The 17,634-nt window shown below is 71.2% G+C and carries 17 protein-coding genes; 11 read left to right on the top strand and 6 right to left on the bottom strand.

The genetic code is table 11. The annotated features are described in order from the left end of the window. The first annotated feature begins 18 nt into the window (after positions 1–18). The 6 genes from ACTWPV_RS06530 to ACTWPV_RS06505 all read left to right on the top strand — a co-directional run bounded on the left by ACTWPV_RS06530 (position 19) and on the right by ACTWPV_RS06505 (position 9,025). Complete coding sequence (locus ACTWPV_RS06530; RefSeq protein ID WP_443151018.1) at positions 19–915, top strand: haloalkane dehalogenase; 897 nt, start codon at positions 19–21, stop codon at positions 913–915. A gap of 64 nt (positions 916–979) precedes the next feature. Then, on the top strand, positions 980–3,331 hold the full coding sequence (locus ACTWPV_RS06525; protein ID WP_443151017.1) for an AAA family ATPase: 2,352 nt from the start codon (positions 980–982) through the stop codon (positions 3,329–3,331). A 68-nt stretch (positions 3,332–3,399) separates the two neighbouring features. Beyond that, complete coding sequence (locus ACTWPV_RS06520; protein ID WP_443151016.1) at positions 3,400–4,386, top strand: ABC transporter permease; 987 nt, start codon at positions 3,400–3,402, stop codon at positions 4,384–4,386. Then, a complete protein-coding gene (locus ACTWPV_RS06515) occupies positions 4,383–5,291 on the top strand; it encodes an ABC transporter permease (protein WP_443151015.1) in 909 nt (302 codons plus the stop codon). The genes ACTWPV_RS06520 and ACTWPV_RS06515 overlap by 4 nt, the downstream gene beginning before the upstream one ends. Further along, positions 5,288–7,309: a dipeptide ABC transporter ATP-binding protein gene (locus ACTWPV_RS06510; RefSeq protein WP_443151014.1), complete on the top strand. Its 2,022-nt coding sequence runs from the start codon at positions 5,288–5,290 to the stop codon at positions 7,307–7,309. The genes ACTWPV_RS06515 and ACTWPV_RS06510 overlap by 4 nt, the downstream gene beginning before the upstream one ends. A gap of 18 nt (positions 7,310–7,327) precedes the next feature. Then, positions 7,328–9,025, top strand: a complete 1,698-nt coding sequence (locus ACTWPV_RS06505; protein ID WP_443151013.1) for an ABC transporter family substrate-binding protein — start codon at positions 7,328–7,330, stop codon at positions 9,023–9,025. Positions 9,026–9,086: 61 nt separating this feature from the next. Here the strand turns inward: ACTWPV_RS06505 and ACTWPV_RS06500 are convergent, their stop codons facing one another. Together ACTWPV_RS06500 and ACTWPV_RS06495 are read right to left on the bottom strand one after the other, a co-directional pair. After that, entirely contained in the window at positions 9,087–9,338 is a 252-nt protein-coding gene (locus ACTWPV_RS06500; RefSeq protein WP_347650725.1) for a hypothetical protein, read from the bottom strand. A 75-nt stretch (positions 9,339–9,413) separates the two neighbouring features. Next, a complete protein-coding gene (locus ACTWPV_RS06495) occupies positions 9,414–10,520 on the bottom strand; it encodes an MFS transporter (RefSeq protein WP_347650726.1) in 1,107 nt (368 codons plus the stop codon). A gap of 71 nt (positions 10,521–10,591) precedes the next feature. Here ACTWPV_RS06495 and ACTWPV_RS06490 point away from each other — a divergent pair, with 71 nt between their 5' ends. The 3 genes from ACTWPV_RS06490 (at position 10,592) to ACTWPV_RS06480 (ending at position 11,839) form a co-directional block, all read left to right on the top strand. Continuing rightward, on the top strand, positions 10,592–11,041 hold the full coding sequence (locus ACTWPV_RS06490) for a hypothetical protein (RefSeq protein WP_443151012.1): 450 nt from the start codon (positions 10,592–10,594) through the stop codon (positions 11,039–11,041). Between the two features lie 72 nt (positions 11,042–11,113). Then, positions 11,114–11,371 carry a carboxymuconolactone decarboxylase family protein gene (locus tag ACTWPV_RS06485; RefSeq protein WP_443151011.1) on the top strand — a complete coding sequence of 86 codons (258 nt, stop codon included), beginning with the start codon at positions 11,114–11,116 and terminating at the stop codon, positions 11,369–11,371. 300 nt (positions 11,372–11,671) lie between these two features. Continuing rightward, positions 11,672–11,839 carry a hypothetical protein gene (locus ACTWPV_RS06480; RefSeq protein WP_347617856.1) on the top strand — a complete coding sequence of 56 codons (168 nt, stop codon included), beginning with the start codon at positions 11,672–11,674 and terminating at the stop codon, positions 11,837–11,839. A gap of 22 nt (positions 11,840–11,861) precedes the next feature. On the opposite strand, the gene ACTWPV_RS06475 is transcribed toward ACTWPV_RS06480, so the two are convergent. The 3 genes from ACTWPV_RS06475 to ACTWPV_RS06465 all read right to left on the bottom strand — a co-directional run bounded on the left by ACTWPV_RS06475 (position 11,862) and on the right by ACTWPV_RS06465 (position 15,199). Continuing rightward, on the bottom strand, positions 11,862–12,482 hold the full coding sequence (locus ACTWPV_RS06475) for a pyridoxamine 5'-phosphate oxidase family protein (RefSeq protein WP_443151010.1): 621 nt from the start codon (positions 12,480–12,482) through the stop codon (positions 11,862–11,864). Positions 12,483–12,833: 351 nt separating this feature from the next. Further along, positions 12,834–13,928, bottom strand: a complete 1,095-nt coding sequence (locus ACTWPV_RS06470) for a PrsW family intramembrane metalloprotease (protein WP_443151009.1) — start codon at positions 13,926–13,928, stop codon at positions 12,834–12,836. Between the two features lie 59 nt (positions 13,929–13,987). Continuing rightward, complete coding sequence (locus ACTWPV_RS06465) at positions 13,988–15,199, bottom strand: amidohydrolase (protein ID WP_443151008.1); 1,212 nt, start codon at positions 15,197–15,199, stop codon at positions 13,988–13,990. 37 nt (positions 15,200–15,236) lie between these two features. Between ACTWPV_RS06465 and ACTWPV_RS06460 the strand changes: the two genes are divergently transcribed. Both ACTWPV_RS06460 and ACTWPV_RS06455 read left to right on the top strand, forming a co-directional pair. Beyond that, positions 15,237–15,638: an ester cyclase gene (locus ACTWPV_RS06460; protein WP_347650732.1), complete on the top strand. Its 402-nt coding sequence runs from the start codon at positions 15,237–15,239 to the stop codon at positions 15,636–15,638. Between the two features lie 58 nt (positions 15,639–15,696). Continuing rightward, complete coding sequence (locus ACTWPV_RS06455) at positions 15,697–16,167, top strand: TIGR03618 family F420-dependent PPOX class oxidoreductase (protein WP_347650733.1); 471 nt, start codon at positions 15,697–15,699, stop codon at positions 16,165–16,167. Here the strand turns inward: ACTWPV_RS06455 and ACTWPV_RS06450 are convergent. Further along, complete coding sequence (locus ACTWPV_RS06450) at positions 16,118–17,476, bottom strand: MFS transporter (protein ID WP_443151007.1); 1,359 nt, start codon at positions 17,474–17,476, stop codon at positions 16,118–16,120. The two genes, ACTWPV_RS06455 and ACTWPV_RS06450, sit on opposite strands and share 50 nt — an antisense overlap. Positions 17,477–17,634 lie beyond the last annotated feature (158 nt).

Genomic DNA, 17,634 nt, shown 5'->3' with positions numbered 1-17,634 from the left:
CGCGTAGAATATTGTTCTATGGACGTCCTGCGCACGCCTGAAGAGCGCTTCGCCGGCCTGCCCGGCTTCCCCTACGAACCCCGCTACGCCGACGTCGCCGACGGCCTGCGCATGGCCTACGTCGAGGCGGGCCCCGCCGACGGCGAGCCCGTCGTGCTGCTGCACGGAGAGCCGACCTGGTCGTTCCTCTACCGGCACGTCATGCCGGAGCTGGCCGCGGCCGGGCTGCGCGCGATCGCCGTCGACCTCGTCGGATTCGGCCGCTCCGACAAGCCGGCCGACCTCGCCGCCCACACGTACGCCAGGCACGTGGAGTGGACCCGCGCCCTGCTGTTCGACGCGCTCGGCCTGAGCGGCGTCACCGTCGTCGGCCAGGACTGGGGCGGGCTGATCGGGCTGCGCGTCGCCGCCGAACACCCCGAGCGCGTCGCCAGGATCGTGGCAGCCAACACGGGCTTGCCGACCGGTGACATTCCCATGCCCGAGGTGTGGCACCAGTTCAAGGCCACCGTGCTCAGGGCCCCGGTCCTGGACATCGCCCGGCTCGTGCAGGCGGGCTGCAGGACGCGGCTGGCCGGGGAGGTTCGCGCGGCCTACGACGCGCCGTTCCCCGGCGAGGCGTACAAAGCGGGGCCGCGGGCCATGCCCGGCCTCGTGCCGATCACGCCCGACAACCCCGCTGCGCCTGCCAACCGCGCTGCCTGGCAGGTTCTCACCACCCTCGACCGGCCGTTCCTGGTGGCGTTCTCGGACGGCGATCCGATCACCGGCGGCATGGCGCCGATTCTGCTCAAATCGATCTCCGGCACCTCCGGCCTGCGGCATCCCGTGATCGAGGGCGCCGGCCACTTCCTCCAGGAGGACGCGGGCACCGAACTCGGCCGCCACGTCGCCGCTTTCGTGACCTCCACCTAGCGTGTCAGGACCGCCCAATCGCCCGTCCGGTGCGGTATAACCGGGGGCGGACCGGGGAGGCGTGATGCGTGAGTCCGACAGGGCCCAGGCGGCGGGGCGGGCCGCGGCGCGGGATCTGTTCGAGAAGGTGCGGCAGCGTTACTACCAGATTCCCCCCGCCGTGCGCCGGGTGCTCTACGTGGTCGTGCTGGTCGCCGCCATGGGCGTGGGCGCCGCACTCGGCTGGGACCTGCTGCGCACCTTCCCGCTCGTCCTCATGGCGCTCGCGTTCGTCGCGCTGACCATGCGCTTCCCGCGCGCCGCCGCCACCGCCCTGGTGGTCGCGGGCTGGGTCGTGCTGGCGCTGCCCCTCTTCTCCGGGCTGTTCCCGGCCGGCTCGGGCTCGGTGCACCTCATGGTCGGGCTGGCGCTGCCCGTGGCGGCCGGCGCCCATCTGATCCGCTGGGTGACGCCGTGGGTGAGCACGCTGGTGGCGCTCGCCCCCGCGGGCCTGCTCGCCGTCCCGCTCTCCTTCGCCTCCGAGAGCGTCGCCGTCTGGGTCGCGTACGCCGCCGCCCTCGCGGTGCTGATCCACCGCTTCCTGCTGGCCCGCAAGGCCAAGGCCGAGCGCGCGGCGGCCGAGGAGCAGCAGGTCCGGGTCAGGGTCCGCGAGGGGAGGCCGGAGTCGCCACAGGACAGATCCGCCGCGCCGCCGCAGATCTCCGTCGAAGAGGCGCTGGGCGAGCTGGAGAGCATGGTCGGCCTGTCGCCGGTCAAGGAGCAGGTGCGCTCGATCGCCGCCTCCATCGAGGCGTCCAGGCTGCGGGCCGAGGCCGGCTACACGACCGGCCGGCCCACCAGGCACTTCGTCTTCGTCGGCCCGCCCGGCACCGGCAAGACCAGCGTGGCCCGCGCGCTGGCCAAGATCTTCTACGCGTTCGGCCTGCTGGAGACCCCCTACGTCGTCGAGGCGCAGCGGGCCGACCTGGTGGGCGAGTTCCTCGGCGCCACCGCGATCAAGACCAACGAGCTGGTCGATCGCGCGCTGGGCGGCGTGTTGTTCATCGACGAGGCGTACGGGCTGGTCAACTCCTCCGACGGGCAGCCCGACAGGTTCGGCGCGGAGGCGGTGCAGACCCTGCTCAAGCGGGCGGAGGACGACCGCGACCGGCTGATCATCATCCTGGCCGGCTACGAGCAGGAGATGGGCTCGTTCCTGTCCAGCAACCCCGGCCTGGCCAGCAGGTTCGCCACGCGTGTGCGCTTCCCCGGCTACTCCCCCGCCGAGCTCGTCGAGGTCACCGAGCTGCTGCAGAAGCGCAGGGGCGACACGATGGGCGACGACACCAAGCGGGTGCTGCTCGGCCTCTTCGACGACGTGCACCGGCGCGGCCTGGTCGACGAGCTGGGCAACGCCAGGTTCGCGCGCAGCCTGGTGGAGGCCGCCGCGCAGGCCCGCGACGTGCGCGTGGTGGGCGCCGGCGGCACTCCGAGCACGCACGACCTCGTCACCACCACGACGCCCGACGTCACCAAGGCGTTCGAGGAGCTGACCGCGCGGTTCCGCGGCTACGTGGCCACGCCCACGCTGGAGGAGGCGCTGGCCGACCTCGACAGGATGGCCGGCCTGGAGCCCGTCAAACGGCAGGTGCACGCCATCGCCGCGCAGCTCCAGGTGGCCAGGATGCGGCAGGAGCGCGGGCTGCCCACCCCGCCGCAGATGCGGCACTTCGTGTTCGCCGGCCCGCCCGGCACCGGCAAGACCACGGTCGCCAGGGTCCTGGGCCGGGTGTTCGCCGCGCTCGGCCTGCTGGCCAGGCCCGACGTCGTCGAGGCGCACCGGGCCGACCTGGTCGGCCAGCACCTCGGCGCCACCGCCATCAAGACCAACGAGCTGGTCGACCGGGCGCTGGGCGGGGTGCTCTTCATCGACGAGGCCTACAGCCTGGTCAATCCCGGCTACCAGGGCGGCGACGCGTTCGGCGCCGAGGCCGTGCAGACCCTGCTCAAGCGCGCCGAGGACGACCGCGACCGGCTCGTGATCGTGCTGGCCGGCTACCAGCGCGAGATGGACTCCTTCCTGGCCACCAACCCCGGCCTGGCCAGCCGGTTCAACCAGCGGGTGGCCTTCCCCAGCTACTCCCCCTCCGAGCTGTCCGAGATCGCCGTGCTGCTCGCGGAGCGGTCCGGCGACTCGTTCGACGAGGAGGCGCTGCGCCGGCTCGACGAGGTGTTCGCCTGGGTGTGCGAGGAGCGGCTGATCGACGGGCTCGGCAACGGCCGCTTCGCCCGGTCGCTGTTCGAGCGCGCCGCCATGCGCCGCGACGTCAGGCTGGCCGCGCACGCCTCGCGTGGCGGTTCGGCCAGCTCCGCCGACCTGACGACGATCACGAGCGAGGACGTCCGCACCGCCGTGGACGAACTTTCCGGCCGGTAATCCACCACGACGCTCACCCTGTGTAGCAAGATGAGCACGACGGGTGGCTCGGCGTCGAAGGGGGAGCGATGGCGGGGTTCCTTGCCCGCAGGTTGCTCAACTACGCCGTGCTCGTCGTGGTGGCCGCCAGTCTCGCCTACCTTCTGGCGGCCACGGCCCTCGACCCCCGCTCCAACTACGCCGACCGCACGCCGAAGCCGCCGGCCGCCGTGGTCGACGCCCAGCTGACCGCGCTCAACCTCAACGACAGGACTCCCCTGCTGCAGCGCTACGCCACGTGGGCGGCGGGCGTGCTGCACGGCGACTTCGGCAGGTCCGTCGGAGGCACGCCGGTCAACGACGACCTCAAACGCCGCATGGGCGTGACCTTCCGGCTGGTCGTGCTGGGGCTGGCGTGCGGGAGCCTGCTGGGCGTGCTGGCCGGCGCGCTGGCCGCGGCCCGGCAGTACGGATGGTTCGACCGCATCTCGACCGGCCTGTCGTTCGTGGTGCTCGCCGTGCCGGTGGTGGTGCTGGCCAACATCCTGATCCTGGGGGCCACGTGGGCCAACGAACACGTCTTCGGCCGCCAGGTGTTCCTGGTCAGCGGCGAATACAGCGACGGCCTCGACACCGGGTTCTGGGGTCACGCGCTCGACCGGCTGCAACACCTGATCCTGCCGACCGTCTCGCTGTCGGTGGGGCTCATCGCCGTCTTCAGCCGCTACCAGCGCAACATGATGCTCGACGTGCTGGGCGCCGACTACGTGCGCACCGCCATGGCCAAAGGGCTGAGCAGAAGGAGGGCGCTCATCCGCCACGCGCTGCGGACCGCGCTCATCCCCGTGGCGACCTACTTCGCGTTCACGTTCGGGACGCTGCTGACGGGGGCCACGTTCACCGAGAAGATCTTCGGCTGGCACGGCCTGGGCGAGCAGCTGATCAACTCGATCTTCCGCAACGACGTCAACACCGTCGCCGCCATCTCCCTCCTGGCGGCCGTCGCCGTGTTGTGCGCCTCGCTGGCCGCCGACCTGCTGCACGCCGCGCTCGACCCGAGGGTGCGGGCACGATGACGCTGTCCGAGGAGGAGCTGGCCGAGGAGCTTCGCGACGGCGTCATGGCGGGCGCGCCGTCCAGGACGCGCCTGATCGCCGAACGGTTCTTCCGCTCAAAGCAGGGGCGGCTCGGGTTCGCGGTGCTCGCGCTGATGTTCCTGCTGGCTTTCGCGGGGCCTCTGGTCAGCCCGTGGAGCTACCTCGACAAGGACTTCACCGCGTTCCTGCAGCCGCCGTCGCCCGACCACTGGTTCGGAACGCTCCAGACGGGCGCCGACGTCTTCGCGGTGACGCTGCGCGGCATGCAGAAGTCGCTGGTCGTGGGGCTGCTCGCGGCGCTGGTGTCCACGGCGTTGGCGGCCGTGGTCGGGGCGTTCGCGGGCTATTTCCTGGGATGGACCGACCGGACGCTGACCTGGGTGAGCGACCTGCTGCTTGTGCTGCCCGCGTTCCTCGTCCTGGCGATCATGTCGCCGCTGTTCGGGTCCGGCCGGTGGCCGCTGTTCGTGATCACGCTGGCGCTGTTCCTGTGGATGGTGACCTCGAAGGTCGTCCGCGGGATGACGATCTCGACGAAGGAGCGGGAGTTCATCCAGGCCGCCCGCTACATGGGCGTGTCTCCCGTGCGAATCATCTTCCGCCACGTGATCCCCAACCTGTCGTCCCTGCTCATCGTGGACGCCACGCTCAACGTCAGCACCGCGATCCTCACCGAGACCTCGCTGTCGTACTTCGGGTTCGGCATCCAGCCGCCGGACGTCTCGCTCGGGACGCTCATCGCCGACGGCTCGCGCACGGCCGTCTACGCGCCGTGGACGTTCTGGTTCGTCGCGGGCCTGCTGGTGGTCACCGTCCTCGCGGTCAACCTCGTCGGCGACGCCCTGCGCGACGCGTTCGACCCCTCGTCGAAGAGGGCGCGATGAGCCCGGTGCTCGACGTGCGCGACCTCAGCGTGTCGTTCGGCGGCGTGCCCGCCGTGCGCGAGGTGAGCTGGGCCGTACGCCGCGGCGAGGTCCTCGGCATCGTCGGCGAGTCGGGATCGGGCAAGTCGGTCACCTCGGCGGCCGTCATGGGGCTGCTGCCCCCGGGCGCGCGCGTCACCGGGTCCGTACGCCTGCACGGCAGGGAGCTGATCGGCGCACCCGCGCGGGAGCTGACCTCCTGCCGCGGCAAGGCCATGTCGATGGTGTTCCAGGACCCGCTGTCCGCGCTGACGCCCGTCTACCGGGTGGGCGACCAGATCGCCGAGGCCGTGCGCGTGCACCAGCGGGTCGGCAAGGAGACGGCCATGGTCAGGGCCGTGCAGTTGCTGGACCTCGTCGGCATCCCGCACCCCTCGGAGCGGGCGCTGGCCTTCCCGCACGAGTTCTCCGGCGGGATGCGGCAGCGCGTGATGATCGCGATGGCCATCGCCAACGACCCCGATGTGATCATCTGCGACGAGCCGACCACCGCGCTCGACGTGACCGTCCAGGCGCAGGTGCTGGAGGTGCTCAAGAAGGCGCAGCAGAAGACCGGCGCCGCCATCATCATGATCACCCACGATCTCGGAGTGGTGGCCGGCTTCGCCGACCGGGTGCTGGTGATGTACGCCGGCAGGCCGGTCGAGGTGGGCGGCGTGGACGACGTCTACTACCGGACGCGGATGCCGTACACGGTGGGGTTGCTCGGCTCGATCCCGCGCGTCGACGAGGGCGGGCGGCGGCCGCTGACGCCGATCGAGGGCAGCCCGCCGTCGCCGGCCGCGCTGCCGCCCGGGTGCCCGTTCGCGCCGCGCTGCCCGATGCGGATCGACGCGTGCGAGGAGCGCGAGCCGCCGCTGTTCGAGGTGGGAGACGGGCACCGCGCCGCGTGCATCCGCTGGAAGGAGGTGGCCCCGTACGACGCGGGCGCGCCGGAGGCCCCCCGCGCCGCGCCGCGACGGCCGCGGCGGCCGCGGCGCGCGGTGCTGGAGGTGCGCGGCCTGGTCAAGGACTATCCGCTGCTCAAGGGGGCGCTGTTCAGGCGCAGGATCGGCACCGTGCACGCGGTGGCCGGGATCGACTTCGACCTGCGCCAGGGCGAGACGCTGGGGCTGGTCGGCGAGTCGGGCAGCGGCAAGACCACCACGCTGACACAGATCCTCGAGCTGGCCCCGCCGCAGCGGGGCAGCATCACCGTGCTCGGCCACGACACCGCCCGGCTCGACGCCGCGCGGCGCACCGAGATCCGGCGCGACATGCAGGTCGTCTTCCAGGATCCGCTGGCCTCGCTCGACCCGCGCATGACGGTGCACGACATCCTGGCCGAGCCGCTGCGCACCCACGGGCAGCGGCGTCCAGGACGGCGGATCGCCGAGTTGCTCGCGCTGGTCGGCCTCGACCCCTCGCACGCCGCCCGCTACCCGCAGGACTTCTCCGGCGGGCAGCGGCAGCGCATCGCCATCGCCCGCGCGCTCGCGCTGGAGCCCCGGCTGCTGGTGCTGGACGAGCCGGTCTCTGCCCTCGACGTGTCGATCCAGGCCGGCGTGATCAACCTGCTCGGCTCGCTCAGGGCCAGGCTCGGCCTGTCCTACCTGTTCGTGGCGCACGACCTGGCCGTGGTGCGCCACATCGCCGACCGGGTGGCCGTGATGTACCTCGGCAGGATCGCCGAGATCGGGCAGGTGGACGCCGTCTACCGGGCTCCGATGCATCCGTACACGCAGGCCCTGCTGTCGGCGATCCCGCTGCCCGATCCGGTGCGTGAGCGGGCGCGGGACCGGATCCTGCTCGAAGGCGACCTGCCCAGCCCGGCCGACCCTCCGACGGGCTGCCGCTTCCGCACCAGATGCCCGAAGTTCCGCGCGGAGCTCACCGGGGACGAGCGCAGGCTCTGCGTGGACGTCGAGCCCGAGGTACGCCCGCTGGGCGCGGACCAGGGCGCGGCCTGCCACTACGCCGAGCGGCGCGACGTCGTATGACCAGGAGGTAATCGCTCGATGAAAGCATCACGTCTTGTCATGGCCGTCACCGTGACAGGCTCGCTCCTGCTGGCTGCCTGCGGCGGCGGGGGCGGCTCGGGAGGCGGCGGCACGGCGGGGGACGACCGTGCGCCGAAGGCCTACGACGTCAACCCGCAGCCGCGCGACAAGGTCGAGGACGGCGGCACGCTGCGGTGGGGCATCAACGAGTTCCCCGCGCAGTGGAACAGGAACCACGTCGACGGCAACCTGGCGATGGCCGCCGTGGTCAGCAACGCGCTGCTGCCCTCGCCGTTCCTGTCGGACGAGAAGGCGGAGATCACGGTCAACGACAACTACGTGATCGACGCGAGGGTGACCGAGCGGCGGCCCCAGCAGGTGGTCACGTACACGCTGAACCCCAAGGCCAGATGGTCCGACGGGCGGCCGATCACGTGGGCCGACTACCGGGCGCAGTGGCGGGCGCTGAACGGGCGCGACCCTGACTTCCGCATCGCCTCGTCCACCGGCTATCAGGACATCGGGCAGGTGGCGCGGGGCAAGAACGACTTCGAGGTGGTGGTGACGTTCGACCGGCCCTTCGGGGACTGGCAGTCGCTCTTCTCGCCGTTGCTGCCCGCCGCCGCCAACCGCACGCCCGAGTCCTTCAACAACGCCTGGCTGAACAAGATCCCGGTGTCGGCCGGTCCGTTCAAGTTCGGCGGATTCGACCAGACGGCCAAGACGATCACGCTGGTACGGGACGAGACCTGGTGGGGTGACCGGGCCAAGCTCGACAAGATCATCTACCGGGCGTCGGAGCAGGACGCGCTGATCGGCGCGTTCGGCAACGGCGAGCTCGACGTCGTCGACCTCGGCCCGTCCGCCCCGGATCTCGCCCGCGCCAGGGCCGCCCAGGGCGCGCAGGTGCGGCAGGCGGCCGGCCCCGACTTCCGGCACTTCACCTTCAACGGGTCGAGCGAGCTGCTCAAGGACCGCGATGTGCGGCTGGCCGTGCAGCTCGGCATCGACCGCCAGGCCATCGCCCGGTCCGACCTGCAGGGGCTGGACTGGCCGATCGCGCTGCTGAACAACCACTTCTTCATGAACACGCAGGAGGGCTACCAGGACAACGCCGGCGCCCTGGGCGTCTACAACCCGGAGCGGGCCAAGAAGCTGCTGGACGCGGCCGGCTGGAAGCTCGCGGGCGCGGGCGGCACGGTCAGGCAGAAGGACGGCAAGCCCCTCGACCTGCGCTTCGTGGTGCCGTCGGGGGTGCAGCTCAGCAAGTCGGAGGGCGAGCTGGCGCAGAGCATGCTGGCACAGATCGGCGTGAAACTGACCATCAAGGCCGTGCCCAGCGACGACTTCTTCAGCAAGTACGTGATCCCCGGGAACTTCGACATCACGCCGTTCGCCTACATCGGCACACCGTTCCCGGTCTCGAGCAGCTACGGCATCTACGCGAACGCGCCCGACGGGAAGACCTGGAACGCGAACTTCGGGCGCGTCGGTTCGGCGGCGGTCGACGAGGCCATGAGCCGGGCCGCCCAGAGCCTGGACCCGGTGCAGGCCCGCAAGGAGACCAACAAGGCGGACCGGCTGATCTGGGAGCTGGTGACCGTGCTGCCGCTCTACCAGCGGCCGCAGATCGTCGCGACCAGGGAGACGCTGGCCAACGTGGGGGCGCGCGGCTTCTACGACCTCCGCTACGAGGACATCGGTTTCATGCGCTGACGCGCCCGGCCGGCCGCTCGCCCCGCCCCCGCGCCGCCGGTGGCGGTGGCGGCGGCCGCCGTCAGGTGGACGCGCCGGCCGTGACGCGGTCGACGAGGCCCTTGGTCCCCTCCTCCCGAGCGCAATGGGCGCAGCAGTACCAGTGCTCGCCCGACTGGACGCCGTGCCCGATAACCTTCGTACCGCAGTGCTCGCAGATGGGCGCCATCGCCTCGATCGCGCACTGGAAGCAGTCGAAGGTGTGCACGGCCCCTTGCGCGCGCACCTCGAACGCCATGTCGTAGTCGTTGCCGCAGGTCTCGCAGACAGCCATGATGATCCCCTTTGCACTGGATCCGCAGTTCGTGGGTCTCCTTTCCCCAAACAGCGGCCGTATTCCGGCCGTCCGTCACGGCCCGCGCACCACGAAGCGGCCTATCAGCGGCAGGCCGAGCAGCCCGAGAGCCGCCAGCGCGGCGGGCAGGCCGAGCCAGCCGCTGAGCCCGGCGACCAGCAGAGGGCTGGCCACGAACCCGGTGTACGAGATCGTCGACACCCACCACACCAGGGTCCCGCCGGCGTCGTCGGCGGCGGCCCGGCTGAGCAGGGCGGGCACCATGGGGCCGAGCGCCAGCCCGGCCAGCGCGAACCCGGCCATGGAGACCGGCACGCTGCCGCCCAGGCCGGCCAGCACGATGCCCGCGCCGCCGCCCGCCCCCGCCACCAGGTACAGCGCCCTGAGCGGCGTCCTTGGCAGCGCCTGCACGATGAGCCGCCCGGCCGTCAACGCCCCCATGTAGACCGCGGGCGCGGCGCTGGCCGTCAGCGGGGACGCCCCGCGGTGCTCCTCCAGCAGCAGCACCGACCATTGCTCGACCGAGTTCTCGATGGTCAGCACGCAGGCGGCGAGCGCTCCGAGCAGCGCCGCGGCCCCCACGAGGCTGCGCCGGTCGATCTCGGAGGAGGTGACCGGCAGACCGCGCCCCAGCGGCAGCGCGAGCAGCGTCAGCGAGGCGGCGATCACGATCAGGCCGATCGCCACGAGCACCGCACCGGCGCTGAGACCGAGCGAGCGGGCCAGCCCGGTGGCCGGCGCGGCGGCGATGACCGCGACGGGGAAGGCGGCGTGCACGGGCTGGAAGAGCCGGCGCCCGCTCTCACGCTCGGCCCGCCCCGTGGCCAGGTTGAGCGCGATGTCGAGCGCGCCGCTCGCCGCGCCGACCAGCAGGAGCGCGAGAGCCAGCTGCCAGGCCGTGCCCGCCAGCCCGATGCCCGCCACGCTCAGCGCGAACAGCACGGTGAACCCCAGCAGAGCCGCCCGCTCGCGCCCGCGCGCGAGCCTGCCGGCCAGCGCCATCGCGGGCAGCGCCCCCACCGGTACGGCGCTCAGCGCCAGCCCCAGGTCGCTCGCCGACAACCCCAGCTCGAGCTTGACGGCGGGCAGCAGGACCGACCACGAACCCCAGAACACACCCCACACCGCGCAGACCGCGATCAGCGGCATGATGACCAGCACCCCTTGAAATTTTGGTCAAGTCACAGTAAAGATCGACGATGTCCTTATTACCGCCTGCCGAAAGGACACACGTGCTCATCCGCACGGTCATCGCGACCGCCCTGGCCGCCACCGGAATCGCCGCCCTCCCCTCCGCCGCTTACGCCGGATCGGCCGCCTACACCCCCGAGCGCGTCTGCGGCCCCGGCTTCCACCGGGTCAAGGACGGCCACCGCGCGATGAAGACCCGCGCTGGAGCGGTGTTCGGGCACGTTTATCTGATGTATAGCAAGCGCAGCGGCAAGAACTGCGTCGCCGCGATCAAGACGGCGTTCAAGGGCGCCCGCACGGTGACCGGCGCCCACCTCGAGGTCCGGGGCGGCGGCCGGAGCGAGGACGTGCAGAAATACCGCTACTACGCCGAGACGGGCCACATCGACGGCGCCTGGAAGTGCGTGCGCTACTCCGGCTGGACCCGCGACTCCAGCAACCGCGTCGAGGCCTGGGGCGGACGCGCGGCTTGGGGCAACTGCAAAGGCTAGACCCGCCACCGTGTTCTGCGCGGTCTTCTGCGCGGCGGAGCAGCTCCTGCACGACAGCGAGCAGCTGCCTTCGTGCTGGTCAGGCTGCGTGCCGGCCAGGTCACCAGCTGCGGGTACTGTGTGGAGATGCACGGCCGCGACCTGAGGAAGGCCGGCGAAAGCGACGAGCGTCCATGGCCGGTGGCGGCCTGGCGCCAGGCCATCGGCTGCACCCCGGCGGAGCGCGCCGCGCTCGGGCCGGCGAAAGGCGGGCGCCTGAGACCGGATCGGGGTCGCCGCGCGGTTCACACCAAGCACCCGAGACACCTTCTCTGTCGGGAAATGCATTGAGCCGATCAGTGAGCCCCGGTTAGGTTGGCGCGCATGGCGGGTGACGAGCGCCCGGCATGCCGCCGTCAAGCGGCGCGGCGCATCGTCGCAGGAGACAGGGCACGCGTTCAGAAAGGGGGACGACCGTGAAACGCGTGAGAGTCGTGAAGTCGACCGCCAAACGGCGCCCGCGGCCGGCGGTGGAGCTGGACCTGCGCTCGCCTGCGGGTCGCACGCTTCCCTACTGAGCTGCTCCTTACGCCGAATTTACGGGGGTTTCTGTAGACACAGAAATAACAAGGACATCACGGGGGGCTCACGATGACGAGGCTGGTGGTGGTGCCGCCACACATCGCCAGGCACAAGGTCCGCTATATCCGCACAGCGGACCGCCGCAAGCCGCCCGCCGACCCCAAAGTGATCGACCTGCGGGCCTACACCGGCAGAAACGTGATCCGTTTCCCCGGCGGCCCCACCTCCGCCGCCTGACGGCCCTCCCGCGGCTCCGGCGTCAGCGGTACAACTTCTCGGCGTAGGCCTTGCCGTAGTAGGTCTCCAGCTCTTCCACGCTCTCCTCGACCACCTGCACCTCCTTGACCAGCCTGGCGTGCGAGGGCAGGACGTCGGGGCGCCAGGTGTCGGGCTTCCACAGCGCGGAGCGCAGGAACGACTTGGCGCAGTGGAAGAAGATCTGCTCGATCTCCACCACGAGCGCGAGGTGCGGCCGGTGACCCTTGACGATCAGTTCGTCGAAGAAGGGGGCATCGCGTACGAGCCTGGCCCGGCCGTTGATGCGCAGGGTCTCGTTGCGGCCGGGAATGAGGAAGATCAACCCCACATTCGGATTCTTCAGGACGTTGAGGAATCCGTCCGCCCGGCGATTCCCCGGTCGGTCCGGGATCGCGATCGTGGTGTCGTCGATGACATGCACGAACCCGGCGGGGTCCCCCTTGGGCGAGACGTCGCAGGCGCCCTTGTCGTCCGACGTGGCGACCAGGCAGAACGGCGAGGCCGCCAGCCAGTCGCGGTCGCGCTGGTGGAGGCGCACGCGCTCCTTGTTCGCGGCCCTCGGCATCACCTCGCCGAGGAGCTCGCGCAACTCGTCCTCGGACCCGATCTCCGCCCAGCTCATCTGATCTCCCTTCGAGGGTTTCCCCAATTTTGTCAGGGAATCGGGCCGAGCATCCTGTGAGCTTGCCCGCAGTACGAGCTCCGCGCCCGGGCTCGAACGGGCGGGCCGGGGCCGGCCGTGGTGGGACAGGAGGGCGGCCCCGGCGCGGTGCCGTTACTCGACGCGCAACGTGGTCCAGTGGGACGGCTTGCCTTCGTACATCGCGTCGTTGCAGTTGCAGTTGCCGCAGCCAGGGATCATGTCCGGTCCTTTCCTCGCCTTGCCGGATGAGGTCTCGTACCCGGCGTGACGGACGCGTACGCTGGCGTGCCTGCCAGAGTTCCGGACCCCGCGGGCCACATCACCACACCGCTACCAGCGCCGGGCGTGCGCCATCGCCGTCAAGTACGCGTCGCGCTCGGCCGCGAACCGGGCGGGGTCGATGCCCTGCCGCTCGGCCCGCAGGTGCAGCATGGTCAGCTCGGTCGCCGCCTGCTGGTAGTCGCTCATGGCCCGGCCGAGCCCCGCCTTCCTGGCCCACTTGCGCGCCTGCTTACGGCCGGGCAGCGTGCTGAGCATCCTGACGTCGGCCTCGGTGACCAGCCCGGTCGGCGCGTAGCCGGGCAGGTAGGCGCCCATCCTGGCGACGAGGTGACGGCGCTCGGCGACGGTCACGGCGATCAGGGCGACCAGCGCCACCATGATCACCAGGTAGGCCAGGCCCAGCCAGGCCAGCGATCCCGTGGTGGCGGCGCCGTTCCAGAGTGCGTGCAGGAAGACGGCGGCCAGGTAACCCAGCGGGATCGCAGCGTACCTTCCCGCGGTGCGCCGGGTGAGCGCGTACGCGACCCCCACACCGATCATGGAGGTGTAGACCGGGTGGCCGAGCGGGTCGATCAGGCCCCGCACGACGAACAACTGCACCGCACCGCCGGCGCCGTCCTCCGCGAACGCCAGCAGGTAGTAGCCGACGTTCTCCACGGCGGCGAAGCCGAGGCCGGCCATGGAGGCGTACACGATGCCGTCGGTCAGGCCGTCGATCTCCCTGCGCCTGCGCAGGAGCAGGAGCAGCGCCGAGCCCTTGAGCGCCTCCTCGATCACCGGGGCGAGCACGACGGCGCCCACGTCGTCGACGACCGCGGCGCCGAACCCGGCCCGGACGAACAGCTGCTGCCCCACGACCGTCAGCGCGATGCCCAGCACGATCGCCAGCCCCGCGCCCCACGCGAACGCGAACGCGAGGCTGAGCTTGGGCTCGGGCTCCAGCCGGTCGAGGGAGAGCACCGCGGCGAGCAGCACCGGCAGCGGCGCCACGGCCAGCAGCGCGGCCAGGCCGAAGCCGACGGGACCGCCCGACACCAGCATGACCGCCAGCACCAGCAGCGCCAGCACGCCAGAGACGACCAGGCCGATCAGCAGGGCCTTGCTGGGGCGCTGGGAGAGAATGCTCTGGGGCGGAGCTGTCATCGTGCTGCCTCACTTCCCGTTCGGTCCGCCCACTATGCGGGCCGCGCATCTACAGGCGCTTAACGGTCACTTGATTCGCGGTAATAGGGGTCGGCCACGACGGGCTCGCCGTCGGTGTACGAATACACCTCCCGGCCGGAGATGAACACCCTCCGCGCCCGGCTCATGACGTCCAGCGGGTCGCCGGACCAGATGACCACGTCGCCGTCGAGCCCGGGGCGCAGGGAGCCGACCCGGTCGTCGAGGCCCATGATCCTGGCCGGGTTCACGGTGATCGACCGCAGCGCCTCGGCCGGGTCCATCCCCTCCTTGACCGCGAGCGTGGCCTGGTGGACGAGGAAGTGGATGGGCACGACGGGGTGGTCGGTGGTGATGGCCACCTCTACGCCCGCCCGTGCCAGGATGCCGGGGTTGCGCAGCGAGCGCTGCCGCAGCTCGACCTTCGACCGGCTGGTGAACAGCGGGCCGATGATGACCGGAACGTTCCTGGCTGCGAGGGTGTCGGCCAGCAGGTGACCTTCGGTGCCATGATTGATCACCACCCGGTAGCCGAACTCCGCCGCCAGCCTGAGCGCCGTGGCGATGTCGTCGGCCCTGTGCGTGTGCTGGCACCACGGCAGCTCGCCGTCCAGCACGCGGACGAGGATCTCCAGCGTGCCGTCGCGGTCGAACGGCTTGCCCTCCGCCTGCGCGGCCGCCCGCCTGGCCCGGTAGTCCTGCGCCTTCATGAACGCGTCGCGGATCACCGCGGCCACGCCCTGCCGGGTGGAGGGCAGCTTCTTCTGGTCGCCGTACACGCGTTTGGGGTTCTCGCCCAGGGCGCTCTTGACGCTCACCGGCTCCCTGATCAGCATCTCGTCCGCGCTTCTGCCCCAGCACTTCACGGCGACCGTCTGCCCGCCGATCGGGTTGCCGGAGCCCGGCTTGATCACTGCCGTGGTCACGCCGCCCGACAGCGCGTCGGCGAAGCCCAGGTCGGCGGGGTTGATGGCGTCGAGGGCACGCAGGCGGGCGCCGTTCGGGTCGGTCATCTCGTTGGTGTCCTGACCGGCCCAGCCCTCCGCCTCCTCGTGCACGCCCAGGTGGCCGTGGGCCTCGACGAAGCCGGGCAGCACCCACCCGCCGCCCGCGTCCACCACGGAAGCCCTCTCCGGCACGGCCACGTCCCGGCCCACCGCGGTGATCTTCCCGTCCTCGATGAGCACGGTGCCGCCGTCGATGGGGTCTCCGTCGACCGGAACGACAAATCCGCTGATGATAGCGAGTTTCATGACCCGTAACTTACAGGTGGGCGGGTAGGGGCTCTGAATGACGATCTCCCACCTGTACAGGCGATGGCTGCTCGAGATGTGGAACGGCGACTTCGAGCTCGCCCACGAACTGGTCACCCCCGGCTTCACCGGGCACTGGCCAGGCATGGAGGTGTCGGGGCCGGGCGAGCTCATCGAGGTGCTCAGGCAGGGTTACGCCCCCTTCGACGACGTCGCGGTCACGCTCGACGTCGGCCCGATCCCGGACGGCGACCTGGTGGCGGCCAGGTGGACGTTCACCGGCGCCTACCGGGGCGGTCTCCCCGGCGCGACCGTGGCCGAGGGGACCAGGGTGGCCTTCAGCGGGCACGACATCCTGCGGGCCGAGGGCGACAGGTTCGCCGAATACTGGGTGATCTCGGACGCCCAGACCTTCAGCAGGGAACTGGGGATAGGCTGACATATCTCTCTATGTCGGTGCACCCTAGGTCGTGCACGCGGTACGTACAGGATGGTGCATGTCACAGGAGTACGCGCCCGAGGCGGGCCCGCCACCCCGCTCGCTGAGTGACGGCGAGCTGTCCCAGCTGCTGAGCGGTCAGCGATTCGGGGCGCTGGCCACCAACAAGAGCAGCGGCCACCCGCACATGTCCACCGTCCAGTACACGTGGGATCCCCAGCAGCGCGTCGTGCGCATCTCCACCATGGGCGAGCGGCTCAAGGTCAGGCACCTCCACAAGGACCCGCGCGGCGCCCTCTACGTGGCCAGCGACGACTTCGCCTCCTACGCCGTGGCCGAGGGCGAGGCGGAGCTGTCGCCGGTGACCACCGATCCGGGCGACGAGGTGGGACTGGAGCTCCTGGCCATGCAGCAGCACGTCGGCGACCCCACCACCTTCCTGCGCCGGATGGCCGATGACCGGCGGCTGGTGATCAGGCTCAGGGTGTCGCAACTGTACGGGACCGCTCTGGCCACGCCCGCCGGATAGCGCGGCGCCGGTTGTAGGCCACCGACGCGATCACGACCAGGACGAGGGCCAGGTCGACGGCCGCCGACCAGCGCATGGCCGCGACGTGGCGCCCGCCCTCCGCGACGGCGAAGAAGAGCGCGCCGATCACGGCCACGCCGCCCGCGCCCGCGAACTGCTGGGCGGTGCTCAGCGCTCCCGACCCGATGCCGGCCTGGTGGGGCTCGACCTCGACCAGCGCCGCCCCGATGAGTTGCGGCAGCACCAGGCCGTTGCCGGCGCCGACGAGCATGAGCGCGACCAGCACGTACGGCAGCCCCTGACCGGCCGCCACCAGGAGCAGGACCAGCCCGAGCACGACCACCAGTCCGCCCGCGATGACGACGATCAGCCCGCGCCTCCTGACCAGCCGGACCCCGAGCAACGAGGTGAGCGTGAACATCGCGCCCATCGGCGCGAATGCCAGGCCCGCCTCGAACGCCGTGAGCCCCAGCCCGGTCTGGAGCAGCAACGTCAGCGTGAACATGAACGAGGCGAAGTACGCCATGAAGGCGACGATCGACCCGACGCCCGCCAGGTAGGAATGGACCCTGAGCAGGGCCAGGTCGAGCACCGGCTGCCCGCCACGCGCTCCGAGCGCCCGCAACCAGCGCCAGGTCAGCGCGAACACCGGGACGCTCGCCACCATGCACGCCCACGTCCAGAGGGGCCAGCCCAGGCTGTTGCCGAGGCCCATGGACACCAGCAGCAACGCCACCCCGGCCGCCAGCCCGGCCGCGCCCGGCACGTCGAGCCGGGATCGGCGTTGCGTCTCCACCTCCGGGAGCAGCCGCCAGGCCAGCGGCACGACGACCAGTCCGACGGGCAGGTTGATGAGGAAGACCGCCCGCCAGCCGAGCCCGAGCACGTCGGCCGTCAGCAGCAGGCCGCCCAGCACCTGGCCGGCGATCGAGCCGAGGCCGCCCGTCGCGCCGTACCAGCCGATGGCGCGTGCCCGCTCGCCCGGCGGATAGACGGCGGAGATCGTGGCCAGCACCTGCGGCACCATGGCGGCGCCCGCCAGCCCCTGCAGCAGGCGGGCGGCGACGAGCTGGGCCGAGGTCTGCGCGACCCCGGCCAGCACCGACGCCACCGTGAACGCGGCCACTCCCCAGACGAACACGCGCCGGTAGCCGTACCGGTCGCCGAGCCGCCCGCCGGTGATCATTCCGGCGGCGTACGTGAAGGCGTAGCCGGCCACGATCAGCTCCAGGGCCGCGGGGCCGGCGTGCAGGTCACGTTCGAGGGAAGGGGCGGCGACGTTCACCACGAAGAAGTCGAACTGCGCCATGAACCAAGCCGAGAGAAGAACGGCCAACGCCCCGCGATAATGCACATTTCAGATTAAAGGGTCATGAACGTCGACGCTGCGGCAGGCCCGCGTGTCGGATGCTCACCACCAGGGCACCGCAGGGCTACTCTGCACTCAACTGCAAGTCATGCGATCTT

Origin of the sequence: Nonomuraea sp. KM88 (genome assembly GCF_052245635.1) — a bacterium.
Lineage (GTDB): Bacteria > Actinomycetota > Actinomycetes > Streptosporangiales > Streptosporangiaceae > Nonomuraea.
The sequence above is the reverse complement of the archived record's forward strand: the minus strand, read 5'-3'. Positions and strand labels throughout refer to the sequence as shown.